The organism is Pantoea sp. RSPAM1 (assembly GCF_038816185.1).
GTDB lineage: Bacteria > Pseudomonadota > Gammaproteobacteria > Enterobacterales > Enterobacteriaceae > Pantoea > Pantoea ananatis.
On sequence record NZ_CP046137.1, the window covers coordinates 1127542 to 1141864 of the forward strand.

The 14323-nt window shown below is 44.3% G+C and carries 9 protein-coding genes and 2 pseudogenes; 5 read left to right on the plus strand and 6 right to left on the minus strand.

The window, feature by feature from the left end; translation table 11 throughout:
• Nucleotides 1-1989: 1989 nt before the first annotated feature.
• From GKC68_RS05940 to GKC68_RS05960, 5 genes are all read left to right on the plus strand, one after another.
• Nucleotides 1990-2820, plus strand: a complete 831-nt coding sequence (locus GKC68_RS05940) for a winged helix-turn-helix domain-containing protein (protein WP_148667118.1) — start codon at nt 1990-1992, stop codon at nt 2818-2820.
• On the plus strand, nt 2813-3271 hold the full coding sequence (locus GKC68_RS05945) for a hypothetical protein (protein ID WP_247103943.1): 459 nt from the start codon (nt 2813-2815) through the stop codon (nt 3269-3271). The genes GKC68_RS05940 and GKC68_RS05945 overlap by 8 nt, the downstream gene beginning before the upstream one ends.
• Before the next feature lie 408 nt (nt 3272-3679).
• On the plus strand, nt 3680-4366 hold the full coding sequence (locus GKC68_RS05950; protein WP_230624253.1) for a DUF1120 domain-containing protein: 687 nt from the start codon (nt 3680-3682) through the stop codon (nt 4364-4366).
• Between the two features lie 58 nt (nt 4367-4424).
• Nucleotides 4425-6788, plus strand: coding sequence for a fimbria/pilus outer membrane usher protein (locus tag GKC68_RS05955; protein ID WP_342656669.1), 2364 nt, complete (start codon nt 4425-4427; stop codon nt 6786-6788).
• Nucleotides 6760-7464, plus strand: coding sequence for a fimbria/pilus periplasmic chaperone (locus GKC68_RS05960; protein ID WP_288428635.1), 705 nt, complete (start codon nt 6760-6762; stop codon nt 7462-7464). Before GKC68_RS05955 ends, GKC68_RS05960 begins: the two co-directional genes overlap by 29 nt.
• A gap of 310 nt (nt 7465-7774) precedes the next feature.
• Here the strand turns inward: GKC68_RS05960 and GKC68_RS05965 are convergent.
• The 6 genes and pseudogenes from GKC68_RS05965 to GKC68_RS05990 all read right to left on the minus strand — a co-directional run.
• Nucleotides 7775-8044, minus strand: a pseudogene (locus tag GKC68_RS05965) (IS3 family transposase); the annotation flags it as partial.
• A 189-nt stretch (nt 8045-8233) separates the two neighbouring features.
• Nucleotides 8234-9262: an IS110 family transposase gene (locus tag GKC68_RS05970; protein WP_110145283.1), complete on the minus strand. Its 1029-nt coding sequence runs from the start codon at nt 9260-9262 to the stop codon at nt 8234-8236.
• Between the two features lie 50 nt (nt 9263-9312).
• Nucleotides 9313-9812: pseudogene (locus GKC68_RS05975) on the minus strand (transposase); the annotation flags it as partial.
• Nucleotides 9813-10119: 307 nt separating this feature from the next.
• On the minus strand, nt 10120-11892 hold the full coding sequence (locus tag GKC68_RS05980) for an ATP-binding protein (RefSeq protein ID WP_342656670.1): 1773 nt from the start codon (nt 11890-11892) through the stop codon (nt 10120-10122).
• Entirely contained in the window at nt 11880-13001 is a 1122-nt protein-coding gene (locus tag GKC68_RS05985) for an SIR2 family protein (RefSeq protein ID WP_008926726.1), read from the minus strand. The genes GKC68_RS05980 and GKC68_RS05985 overlap by 13 nt, the downstream gene beginning before the upstream one ends.
• Entirely contained in the window at nt 13001-14203 is a 1203-nt protein-coding gene (locus tag GKC68_RS05990; protein WP_342656671.1) for an integrase domain-containing protein, read from the minus strand. The genes GKC68_RS05985 and GKC68_RS05990 overlap by 1 nt, the downstream gene beginning before the upstream one ends.
• Nucleotides 14204-14323 lie beyond the last annotated feature (120 nt).

Sequence of the window (14323 nt, forward strand, 5' to 3'; positions counted from 1 at the left end):
GCCCGGAGCAGCATGAAAAGCCTTTTTTTCAGCCCTCAGCGCAAAGGGTGTAAGAACAAATGCCGTATCGAGGCCAGGAGTAAGAGTGAGTAACAAAGCCGCGAGAGAATGTCAGGAGGGAGCCGTTAACAGTCATTTTCTTTGTCTGAAAAAGCAGATGCAAATGCTTTAGTTCCGGACAATCATTCCATCAAATATCACTGTTAAACGACAGCTTCACCCCCAGAGAAGACCTTGTCGGATTGATTCTGTTAATTCAACAAAATCTGTGAGATTAAGTCTGAGCGCATTTATCCCCAAGAGGCGTCAACGCGGTCTGTATGGGAAGCTTACGTTCCTCCGATACCAGAGGGATGAATATTTATCGACATAAGCCAAAAGCAAAGCCATCTTGTTTTCATATCAGGAAAAATAAATTTCACCACATTGCACTGTCATACCCAAAGCTTCTGACAGAACATAGCGTCTGTCTCATGTAACAGGTACTTATCCGATGTTGGTTGTCATAAAAATGTTTAGCTTTTTTTCAGCGCTGGTGCTTCTGCTGGCATGTACACGTGCCTCAGCGGAAATACATGCAGCGGCGGGTGGAAACGTCGTGCCTGGTGAGAGAAAAAGCAATCATCTCTTAAAGGGAGGGTGGAACAGAAGAATTTTTTTGCTCTCGTCCCCCCCGCAACGTAGACAGCCCATGCCGGCTTCAGTATGGCTAAACCTCCCAGAAAAACGTTCTGTTTCACCGGCACATCAGTACACTGCGAACAGCCATTTTCATAGCTGTAAACCTGACACAAAGCCACATGTCTGCATACATGTGCATCATGCAGGTTCAGCAGAATTCATCTCTGCGCCAACACCTGAGAAATCTCTCAGGCCGGAGCTAAACAAACATACTGATCTGTTAAACCAGACAGGGGGCCGCCTCCAGTACGTCATAGTGCAACATGAAAGCTGTTCATCAGCCCTACACCGACGCGCCTGTTTTAGATATCTGAAAATCAGTGCAAAAAAACTGCGCAATACTGTGGTCCCTTACCTGCGACGGGCTTGAAACGCGTAAGAGAGTCAACAGTCGCGTTGGTTGGCAGTAGTGATGCCGGCAAACGGCGTGCCCCCGGCCGTCTGAGGCAGCTTATTTACCAGAGGGATACGGCCCGCCAGTCCCATGGTCAGCAGAACTGAAAAAACCTCAGCCTTGCATGCGCTGCAGGCGGGTTTTGTGAACCGTCAGTTTAGCGCTGGCAGGGTGAGTTCAGGTTAAAACTCTCCGGCCCCCGACAAGTTCAAAATATTCACTCAGTTGCTCCCCCCTCACAGCCCGTTCTACTGCCCACTCAGAAACCGCAGTCATGAGTCAATTGCCACTCATGAATCCGTATCTTTCGGTCCTAAAACGTCCCTTCCTCCAGAGAAAAAAACAGCGGAGCCTGAAAACACCGATGAGGGTCAGTAAAGGCGTGTATATTCTGACTCAAATGGACGTGATGTCTTAAGTTTTCAACAATCCACAAGCGGCTGATTTGCCTCTGGACAATATTTTTTTCATAATTTCGCGATGTGGCTTTCTATGAAGCCATCAAGAAAAAAGTGTGCAAATTATGCAGAGTCGAAAAAATAAAAAACATCCTTGATAACTTCTGAAGATAGTGTTCTAAGCTGATATTAATTTTCATTACCTTACACTTCTGTGAATTATTATCGGTGCTGGATGGCTGATTTTTTGTAAAATAAACAAATCCTTTTTCTGTGATGTGAGTGATATTAGGGTAAATACAAAGTAAAGACTGTCTGTTTAGCTACAAAAAAAGGATGCCTGCAAAACTTGAATAACTAAAAGTACACAAGGGAGTTTAAAGAATTATGACAGTGTCGTTTAATATGCATCATTAATAATTATTTAAAGGTTTCATGTTTTAATTACACTTTAGCTCAGTGTGGATTGGATGAACTTTATACTTACATGAATGCAGACGCCATCAGGAGGGAATTTTGAGCAGAAAAATCATAATAAACAGAACAGTGATATTTGAACCGGATAAAAAGACAATATCGGGGAAAAAAAACAGCGTCCGGCTCAGTGCTTCGGCAACGTTATGTATGGAGTTGCTCATTGAGAAAGCAGGTGAACTTGTCACTCACCAGCAACTTTACGATTTCGCATGGCGACGCTTTGGCATGGAGCCTACAGCCACCTCACTTTACCAGAACATTTCAAACCTGCGGAGGGCACTTATCTGTACCGGTATAAACGATGAAACCATTCGTACCATGCCCCGGCGTGGTTTTATACTCTCACCACGGACTGAGATCGTCCGTGAAAGCCCGCGATCTGCGGCAATCATTGCAGAGGCGCAAACGCCTCTGAACACAGAGACGACCGGAGAAGCAAGCCCCCGCAACACTGAACATTCAGAAAAAAATCCGGTTGGGGGAGAAAAGAAAAGCTATGGTGAAGGCTACCGGGTATTAAGCAGACCTTTATTTTTCTGCTCCACCGCCATAGCTGTCACCGTTCTCACAGAAAGCTTCCTGTTATCCGGGTCATCTGCAGGCAGGGTTCAGACTTACTTCACTCCTGTCGCGAGCGCTTTTTCCGGCTGTCATGTTTTCACTAATCCTGACAGTGGCCTCAGCGAAATGCACCTGGATAAAAACATCATGAATTTAATACCTGACTGTAATAATCAGGCTTATCTGTATATCACAACCTACAAAAACTCCGAGCGGACTTCCGTCATTTCCTGCCAGAATGCACTGGGGGGACCGCATCGCGCAAACTGCCATTCTTATTATTTCATAGAGCACATCAAAAGTGATTAAGTTATTCATAACGGCATTACTGCTGGTTTCATCCTCCCTGATGTTTCTTTATTTCCACAAAAAAGAAAAGTTTTTGACCTGCAAAGCGGAGTTTTCCGTAATCAAAAACACGGAAAGGCTGGATATTGTATCACTCCTTTCCCTCAACGCAGGAAAAGGCGTACTCACGCTCTCAGGTGTTCTTTACGACGATAATCAGATAACAGGGCACATTAGCAGAAATATTGGCTTTACTTATAAAAAGAGGGGGAGGGATTATGCACTCAGATCTTCAGTTGTGATTAATTCCCCCCTTATGACGCTTTCACCAGACGATGAAGATAAATGGTTACCCGCTTTCTTCAACCGTAAAAACCAGACCGTTTTTCTTAAAATTCGGCCACTCAGTGACAATCAGTGGCTCATTTATTCTGGCGTAGTGCCGCAATACCTTTGTGAAAAAGCTCCCTGAGTTCTGTAGAATTACAGGATATCTCTCAATTTCTACTGTACATCATGTTAATAACGCGATGTACAGTTTCCTTCCTGTATACATCCACTCAAAATAAAGTTCCTTCATATTCTTATTTTCTGCCTGACAGTCAGCGGTGGTTTTATACCTCTGAGGTGTTGCGCAATCGCCTTATAAAAACTTCATTAATCTCTTTTCTCTTACAGACCACATTATATTCTCTCTCAGCCAGTCACTCTCTTATAAAATCAGAGAGATTTAGTGATTAAGTGTATGATCTATATGATTTTATTTATTTCTTAATCAGCAGAGGTTTTTGTATGAGTCGCTGCGTTTTTTTTCGGGATAGGATTTTTTCGGCCGGGAAATTCGGCTCTGAAAATTTATTAATCTGAAATGGAGAAACATATGTTCACTAAAAAAATTATCGCGTTCGCATCAGTCACGGGCATTATCCTGACGGGAAGCAGTGCTTATTCAGCCACCAATATTAATGTTCATGGCATTATTGCTCCGAATGCCTGTATTGCAACCATCGTCGGTGGCGACAACCTTGACTGGGGCATTACACAGCATGCCAGTTTAAATCAAAAGGCATTCAACAACTTCCCGGCCAAAAAAGTCACCCTTCAGTTCAATTGCCCTTCACCCCAGAGTGTGGCGTTCTGGGCGACCGATCCCAATCAGGACAGCGTTATGGTGGGGCAGAACACAGACGGAAGAACCAACCATGCGGATATCAACCGCGCATTCGGACTCGGTTTCGATCCTGTTACCGGGAATAAGCTCGGCAATTTCACCCTGAATCCTGTTTCCACGACAGTGGATGGCGTCACCAATTCAACCACTTTCGGTTATACGGCCAGTGGTGCGCATAACGGAACTGCATTCGGTCGCGTAAACACCAAAGACTGGGCCTATAACAAGAAAGAGGATTACACGCCTTGGGATCAAGGTACAAATAAACCCGCATCCGGACAATCCATCTCATGGGTTTTTGATGTCGAGCCTCAGCTCAACCACGGGGAAATGATCACCAATGCGCAACAGGTTGACTGGCAGGGAACTGCGCAGGTCAACGTCCGTTATTTCTGATCCCGCCTTTAATTAATTTACGGAAGGCATCTCACTCTGCCGGGATGCCTTATTAATTATGATAAAAATCCACTGTACGCTTTTAATTTTTTTTACCCTTTTTTATTTTTCTGCTTCATCCGCAGAAACGCTCAAGTTTGACCGGAAGCTGCTGGAGGCCAACGGCATTTCGGCTGCGCAACTGGATAACGCTCTGAACAGACACGTCATTCCACAGGGTTATTCTGAGACAGACATCTACGTCAACGGCAAATATATAACCACCGGCTCTGTATTCTGGCAGAACGGCACTCTTTATTATGAAAAAGAAATAAAAGAGAAATCAGGCATCACCAGTAATGTCTGGCACAGAACCGACATCAGGCACAATCACCGACAGTTTTACCATCTTGATAAGGTATTCAGCGTGGCCTATGACCGTTTGGCCAGAACGCTGAAGCTGAGTGGTCCTGCTCAGTACCTTAACGTTCGGGACGGCAAAAACCGCATCAGTGGAGGCACCGGCGCCTTCGTCAATTACAGCGCTTATGGTTACCACTTTAGCGCCGCGGGACAACCTGTGAGCAGCCTGAATGTTGATTACGAAACCGGTATGAACGCAGCGAATATCGTTATCCGTGCCCACGGGACATACAGTGAATTCCGTAGCCGGCAGTCTGCCACGAGATACAGTACCGTGCGTGACGGATACGCCGAACGTGATCTTGGCAGTTTCAGGGTCAGGGTGGGCCGGACAGTCGTCAGCGATGGCGGATTCGGCACGGGCTACATTGACGGCGCAATAGTCTCTTCAGCAACAGGCTACCACCAGGCCTTCGTGAATTTTGATTACGATGCGAATGAGGTTCTCACGGTTGAGTTTTTGCAGAATAACCTGCTCCTCTGGAAAGAAACCGTGCAGAAAGGTCATGCGAGCCTGAGAAATATACCGGTTGCCGATTTAACAAATGATGTCACCGTCTTAATCCGCCGTAACGGGCAGGTAATCGAATCAAGGCTGATTTCCCGCGCTCAGATCAGCACCAGCCAGGACGGTCTGCCGGGATATTACGCCTTTTCGGGGGTTAGGGTCGGCGATAAGCGCATGCAGGTAGCGGGGGGCGGGTACAGTAAACGCTTCAGCGATCGGTTGCAGCCTTCCGTTGCAGCGGTCACCACGGCCCGCTACCGCGCAATCTCGCTCAGCAATACTCTTGAAACCGGACGGCTGCGTTCAAGCCAGACATTCATCTTTTCCCACAACGAAGCAGGCGAAGCCGGCTCAAGCGTGAATCTGGACGCCACCATCAGTCATTACAGTCTCAGCCACACGCGCAACAGCCGGCAATTCAGTTATCTGGGGCAGGGATCAACGAAGGCAGCTAACAGCCTGCGAAGCAGTACAGGCCTTGTTTACAGCAGCAGGCTCAGCGAACGCGTGAGCGGAAACCTCGCATTCACCCATTATAACTTTTATGACTCTGCAGGTTTTGATTCTGTTTCAGCCGGGCTGAACCTCTCACTCTCTCATGCCTCTGTGGGGGTGAATCTGGCCTACATGTCGCTGGCACCGGGGCATTCTGAAAAGGATAAATTCAGCATGAATCTGGCCCTTAACGTTCCGTTGCGCTGGGGTTCAGGACGTTCATCATGGCGTAGCCAGTATTATCATTATGCGGACACATCCCGCTTCATCAATTCACTGAGCGCCGGTATCAGCGATGATTATACACTCACCGCAAGCCATACGCGCACGACGGGCGCACAGCAGAATGAGACGTTTTCCGTTGATAATTCCGTGACCACCCCCTACACCTCGGCGAGTCTTTCACTTTCGCAGACTAAACAAAACAGTCAGTCATACCTGACATCCGCGGCATATGTTTCAGGCTCCATCGCCGCGAGCCGGCACGGGGTTATCTTTTCTCCGTCCCCCATCAGTGACACCTGGGCTATCGTGGATACCGGTGTCAGCCAGTATCTGAAAGTCTCTTCGTTACAGGGAGGCGGCGTCACTAATCATGACGGAAAAGTCATCATCAGCCCGGTCAGAGCCAACATGGGCGATTTTATACGCGTGAATCCTGAAGGATTACCCAAGGGCGTCATTATTTCAAACAACATCAGAGAATTTTCTGCCGTCCGAGGTGCCGTGCCTTACTTTCGTTTCAGCACCTATCGGAACCGGCTATTGCTTATGAAATGGACCAACAAACCTTCGTGGGTTCACCAGAATGATGTTTTTTACGATCGGGACGGGAAAATGCTCGCCCGGTTCATCGACAGGGACGTACTTCTGATTAGTGAGGAGGATGTACAGAAAATAGAACATTCAGGTATGGCGTCCCCTGCGGACATCAATGTTAAGTGCAGACTGTCGCCCGGCAGCCTCAAGAAAAAGGAAAAGATCAAAAATGTCATGTTTACTTGTTCAAGCTCGTAATGCCTTAACAGTCCTGCTGATGTCGTCGGTTGTCCTTCAGCAGGCAATGGCAGAAATTCAGCCTTCTGTTTCTGCTGTTCTGATCCCGGCCGGAAAAGAGGAGGCGACCATAGACATAAAAAACAGCGGGTCTGAAAGTGTTTTACTTTACAGTAAAATCGTTCAGCTGCCAGATGACAAGCTGGCGGGTGGAACCATTTTTACCGAGCCGCAGACCGTACTTATGGGGCCGGGTGAAAGCCAGAGTGTGAGGGTGATATATCAGACCAATACTCCCGACAGACAGGAGCATATTGCCCGCGTTATCTTTTCAGGGCTGCCGTCAGGGGGAGATGTCAGTGAAGGAAAAATCAAGATCCTTCTCGGCCAGGATTTGCCAGTCGTGGTAAACGTGCGAAAAGATATGGAACAGAAAGATATCTGGGAACGTATTCGCTATCGCATAAAGGATCAAAGCCTTTGTATGATGAACCCTACAGCCAAAGTGTTTCGCTTTTCACCTACCCTAATCACTGATGAAGGCAGAATTGAGATTACCTTTAAAAAGCCGTATGTCCTGCCAGGTGAGGAACTGTGTGCGGTTTCCGCCCGCAGCCTCTCAGCGGGAATGCATGTCAATCTGACAAGCGTCAGCGAGTATAATTACAGAATAAAAACGAACAAGGTCACACTCTGAAAACGGTATCAACTGAATCATTTTTTTGCCGTACATACAGTTAAACAGTGTCAATCCCAGTCAACTGACTGGGATTGCGGGTTCCTGTTGACACAACGGAGTGTTCGTTTTAAAACCCTGCTGAAGGTTTAATGACTCATGGCGTACAGGTTTCCTGCCATACCTCAGCAGCAGAGTAGTGCACTGAATGTCCGGGATATAATCATCGTTCTGACCACATCCGCATCTGACAAGGCACCTGTTCGCCAAAATCGACTAAACATGGTTATCCATCCGAATTTTCAATTTATAATCACGATTTTCCACTATTTCTTTCCAGAACCCTGACAACAAGCTCTGCTCGGATATTCAGGTCGGTTTCTGTTGCCAGGGGGCCGCGGTTAAAATCCTCCACCAGATTGAAGGTACGAAAGCGTCTGCCGCATATCAGCGCGTGGTGCATAAAATCAATCGACCAGCTCTGATTGAGTGTTTTGGGCGTTGCCAGCTGAATCGGATTGCGTACCGGTAGGCGTTGTTTACCCTTACGACGAAAATTCAGTTTCACCAAACAGTAAATCCCGTGTACACGCTTGTCGTCTAATCAGTCAATATCAGGATCAGATGGAGTCTTTGTCGTCTTCGTAGTCATTTTTTCAATGCTACAACATGTTGCAAGACGTCGTCTTCATTCCTATGTGATTCCCGCAAGGCTTTCACCCTGCAAAGCGAGTCCCGGAATTGAAGTTTAAGACGGTCTCAGTCTGATTTGATTGTGACTTCCCACTTCTTAATTTATAGCGTTAAGCCGTTCATTATAAGTAGTCTCTGATTTCCACATACTTAGCATCAGTGTTGTCAGTTTTCTCGCAAGGGCAACAATAACTTTCTTGTAGCCCATTCTGTGCCGGAGTCCATTTGCCCATATGGCCAGGCTTGTATCAGTGCCATAACGCGTCAACAGACAGGATGCTGCTTCGTAGAGAAGTGTGCGCGTCATTCTGTTGCCCTGTTTTGAAATTCCCCCATTCCTGTCTACCTCACCGGATTGGTACTTTTTGGGCGTTAATCCGAGGAAAGCGCCGACATCACTTACTCGTCTGAAACGCGAAGGATCATCAATTGATGTTTTAAAGCTTAATGCTGTCAGAACACCCACACCCGGAATAGATCGTAATATCTGACAAACTGGATCTTTTCGGGCAAGCTTTTCCAGCATGGAGTTAAATTTTTTTATCTGGTCAGAAAGATGTTCCCACGTATTTAGCAACATAATCACTGCGGGTTTAACGGTTTCCAGCGAAGGTGATGACTCAAGTACAGAACGCTCAAACACACTGTTTTTCCCGGGGGGAAGAACAACACCGAATGTTTTCAGGAGCCCTCGGATCTGATTAGTTACGGCAACCCTGAGCTGAACCAGTTTTTCCCGGCTGGTCAGAATGAGTCTTTGCTGATGGCATTCAAGGCTTTTGACATGTACTGGTTTGTACCATCCGGAAAGGACCAGCCGGGCAATACCAAAAGCGTCATTTTGATCAGTTTTATTCAACTGCATCGACAATGCTGCATGAACATGGCGGGCATGGATACAATCAATGTCCAGGCCAAAGCTCTTGAGTGAATGGTAAAGCCAGACGCAAAGTGGCCCTGTTTCCAGACCCACTTTCGAGTTATCAAATCCTTCAGAAAAGAGATAATTGGCGATAACACCGGGATGCGTATCGACGTTAGCCATACGAATTTTATTGCCGTTATGGTCTATAACGCAGATGCTTGTTTTCTTTTGAGAAACATCAAGCCCAACGAAGGTTTTCATGGCTGTCACCTCAAATATCACGGATCGGGATCGTTTTAAGATTACAGCATGTGGTTCCAGACGTTGCCCTGCCTGCGCAGCATCTGAAAAAGTTTCTTAAATTCGTAGCGGGGATAACGTTCAGCCGCCTCTGTCAGCCTCTGAATCACCGGTTCATCACGTCGCGTGTCCGGTTGATAATGAAACACAGTCCTGCTCAGCGATAACGTCCTGCAGGCCTGGCGTATGCTCATCGTAAACTGCGCAGTCAGATAGCTGACGAGCTCACGCTTTATCGCTGGTTTTAGGGCTTTTTTTCGATGAAGTCTTTCATCGCGCGGTTTTCAAGGCTGAGGTCGGCAAACATCTGTTTAAGACGACGATTCTCGTCCTCAGGATCTTTCATTTTTTTAATATCAGCGGCTTCCATCCCGCCATATTTAGCCTTCCAGTTGTAATAGCTGGCTTCAGAAATCCCGGCCTCGCGACACACATCTTTAACGGTTCGACCAGCTTCTACAGATTTCAGAACGGCGATGATCTGGTGCTCAGTGAATCGGACTTTACGCATGGCGATCTCCTCAGGGGACATAATCAGTATGTCGGAAGATCTCTAAAAGTGAATGGTTCGGTTTACCGGGATGCTTACACAACCAGCGGCTTTTTAGTGTCTGTCATTTGTCTTTCTGAAGCCCTTTTTCTGGTCAGCAGCTTTGTAAAGAGTGATGCATGCAAAGCGTGAATGGATCTGCATGCAAAATCATGCACCGCTTCTCCCCGTTCAGGCCATACCGGGCGCGGCTCTAACCGCATCATGCATCTGCATGAAAAACGATGCATAAAGCGGGCAGGCGTGGCGGGGATAGCATTGCGCGCGTCTAAGAAAGTCCCCACAAATTTTCAAGACTTAATGTATCACTCTGCGGAGCTGTGTCTTCAGTAAGCCTTTCCATTTGAACAATCAATGGAGTGTGAAAGGCTGTTCCTGAGACTATGCAGGCTCCGGGAGGAAGTGTAGGAATTAATGATCTCGATGCTGCATCAAGAGTACTTAACGTATTTTTCAACAGAAAAAGATCATTCTCATTTACTAATCTATGTATGAAATAATTATGTAATTGAGATATGATTGTAGGTGATATATCAAAAGGGCGCTGACTGGAAATAGTTACAAAATAACCAAATTTCCTACCCTCTTTGATTATTTCTTCAAATAATTCCAGTCTGTAATCTTTCCAGCTTTCAGCCTCTCTTGTTGAACTTTCTGATAAAATGTTATGAGCTTCGTCAATAATTAAATGGAAGCTTTCACAATCATTGTCTGTTGATTTATGTTCTAAAAAAGAACACTTGGCAATCATCATGGGGATTGTTTTTTTTGTAGATTGATTGCAATTCTTTAACGATATAATGGAAAGTGGAAGCCTTTTTTTTTCTTGCGTTGTTACTTCAATCACCTTTGATAAGGATGGGCCTGTTGCTGTGATCTTGTTTATTAGTGGTGATATGTGTTCATATTGAACGTAGTTTTTAGATACGGAGTTTATTAGTTGTAAAGTTGAACGTATGAATATTTCATCAAAAACATTGCTTACTGCTATCGAGGTATTATAGGTGCAAGTCAATTGGGGCAATGCATCAGAGTGTTTGTTGATGAATCCATTTGGATGCTCGTATTTATTAGCGTTTGAATGCCAAGAAAAAAGAGCCAATTCATCGGCGATTCGCTTTTGTTCCCCTTCGCTGAAATAAGGAATTAAGCCTTTGAGTAAGTTAATGGTTTCCCTGTGTTGATTAGTTCCAAACATGAGGGATATAGTTCTTTTTAGATAAGTTTCAAGGTCGTTATCGTAATTACTCTTGTTTCTCACAAGATGGGTGAGGAATGGCTTTTGAGTTTTTTCAGTTGCTGAAAATAAAACCGATAACAACTCATCGTCCCAAAATTCACCTTCGGAAAAATGTAACTTATCTTGAGGGTTTTTAGTATTCAATTCTAAGATGCTGGTAATGTTTGGAAAGGTTTTAGCTAAAGTTCCATACTCGCCATTGAAGTCAATGACTGCAATTTTTGATTTTCGCTTAAAGTCGTCATTGTCCTTAATGAGAGTTAAAAGTGAATGATATAGTTTTGCCAAAGTATTTGATTTCCCACTGCCAGTATTACCAAAAATACCTATGTGCGAGTTAAATACACCATTGATAGGAATGCTAATTGGCAACTCTTCAAGAATAGACTTCCCTATATTAATTAGAGGTGTGTTTTTTCCTTTCCTGAAGTTGTAAATTTCAGAGATTTTTTCATCTGATATCAAATAAAGCTGGTCATTTATCATTGGAAGGAATTTAATGCCAGAATAGAACCGGTCTTCAAAAAAATAACCTAGTATGCTTAGCTCAATGAATCTGTCATATTTTTTTTGTTCTATCTCATCTTGTCGAACATTAAAGTTCTCAATGATTTCTTCACCGATTATTTTTCCGACTATATCCTGATAACCCTTGCGAATTAGGACGAACTCGTTGATAGTTATACCTCGAAGGATTTTACCATGATGAAAGTATGTTGATTGATACAAAGCATGATCAACTTTCACGACAACCATCGTCCCTTTTACTTGAGTAACATAGCCAACATTCAATCCGTCCATGAAATCCAATCTCCATTGTCAGATGTAAAAATTCTATCTATGAAAGCATCGAAAGAAATGTTATGCGCATCATTTTTAGGGTAAATATATGATATTCTCGAATCATTAATTGTTTCATTTATGGAGCGTCGACTATCTTTACTGTAGCAAAATACAAAAACTTTCAATGTTGGATTGCTGAGAGAACGCTTAATTATTTCTAAAATATGCTCGTCTTGAAATGAAAAACCAAAGCAGATTAAAACAGTTTGTGGTTTTTCAAGTTCATAACTTAAAAGTCTAAGGCTTTGATAATAATGTTGCTGAAAAACAGTCTCAGAAAACTTTTCTTTTGTAGGGCTAACTATTGCTAACCTGTTATATTGAACTCTAAATTCAGAAAGGGTTTCAATATCTTTTTGACTAAGATCCAAGTAATCAGAAAGGTCTTCATCTGTATTGTTAAAACTCTTGGTAAAGTCCTTTATGGTTATATTGCACTCTAAATTTGTTTTTTCTGGCGCCATCTTGGGGTAAGCGATGTTAATTTTTTGCTCATTATTTTTATTCCAAGATACCGACCCATGCATTTTGATTATGTTGACTGTTGGAACCTCTTGTTTATATAAATCGTGAGTTCCTTGGTGCCAGTGCGATAAATGGAAGTTACTAATATTTAGGCTTCGCTCTCTAAACCCCAGAGCACCATCATTAAAATAAAAGCTTTTTTTGTTGAGCGCGATGTCAGCTGCTGTTTCAAAAAAGAGATCATAGTTTGTAGTGAAGATGTTTCCTCTTTTAATTTGATTCGAGCCTTTTCTTTCCAATAGAGAAACCAGTTCGTACAAAAATCTATTGTAATCTTGTAAGGTTTTAGAGAACTTCTTGGATATCGGTTCTGGCTCAATGCAAAATGTTTTATGAATAATGCTGTTGTAATAGGCGCTTAATATGTAGTTTTCTACATCAGTTTTACCTTTAACATCATCGTGTGAGAGTAAGGTTTCATATGTTGTGTCATCATCTAGCCATAAAGTAGGTATGTATGCAGCAGAGGCTCCTGAACCGAACAAAAAATTTATGTTTTTGTCATAAATATTTGAAGCTTTGCAAGGGAACTCTTTATCCATTAGCTTAACTCCTTATGCTTACTCACTTGTTTACCCCACCAATTCATTAAATCAATCCTCTGATCTAGATAAATTGATCGATTATAAGCCCTACGAACTTCATTTTTATCAGTGTGAGCTAATGCTGATTCTATTACGTCAGGATTGAAGCCAGCCTCATTCATTGCTGTACTTGCGATTGACCTTAATCCATGAGCTACGAGCTTACCTCCAAACCCAATACGTTTTAAAGCAGCATTAGCTGTCTGGCTATTCATAGCTCTTTTTGGATCATACCTGCTCGGAAAGATATGTTCACGGTGAGCACTGATAGGTTCCATCACATCCAGAATTTCCAATGCCTGAGGCGATAAAGGTATGATGTGCTCACGTTTGGCCTTCATTCGTTTTGCCGGAATTGTCCAAATCTTTGCATCGCGATCAATCTCTGCCCACAGAGCACCAGAGGCCTCAGAAGGGCGTACCAGAGTCAGGAGTTGCCATTCAATAAGGCAGCGAGTCGTAACGGACAGATTCGACATTACCAAAGAACGCATTAACTTGGGTAATTCTTCTGGCCGCAGTGTCGGCATGTTTTGCTTTTTTGGTTTTTCAAAGGCCATGCCAACTCCTGATGCTGGATTAGCATCAATCAGGCCAGTGTTTACCGCATAAATCATGATTTCGTTGATACGCTGAACCAAGCGACGGACTGTTTCAAGCGCCCCGCGAGCTTTTATCGGCTCCAATGCCTCAACGATCGTTCTGGCCTTGAGTGCTTGAACAGGAATCTCACCAATGGAAGGGAAGATATCTTTCTCCAGCGATCGCCAAATATCCTTCGCATAATCTTCGGTAACGCTTTTGCTCTTAAGCTGGAACCATTTTCCGGCCACAACTGAAAAAATGCTATCCAGCTCAATTTGTCGTTGCTCTGATACTTCCTCTTGCTGTTTTTGCGGGTCGATCCCTTGCGCAAGTAGCGACAGATACTGGTCACGCATCTGGCGTGCTACAGCGAGCGTCAGGGCAGGGTAAGAGCCTAGGCTCAGATTTGTGCGGCTACTACTATTTGGTCGCTGGTAGCGAAAACGCCACAGCTTCTTACCTGATGTTTTGACGAGCAGGAAAAGTCCATCGCCATCATGCAGTGTGAAGTCTTTCTCTTGAGGCTTAGCTTTGAGGATTTCGTTATTGGTGAGTGGGCGTGTCATCCGCGCCATGACTGGTTTCCGTCCATAATTGGTACACGTTTTTAGTACACATTATAACGTGTACCAATTCGTGTACCAATTATCTCTGGATTCAGGCGGATCGCCTCGGAAGGTTACAGACACAAAAAA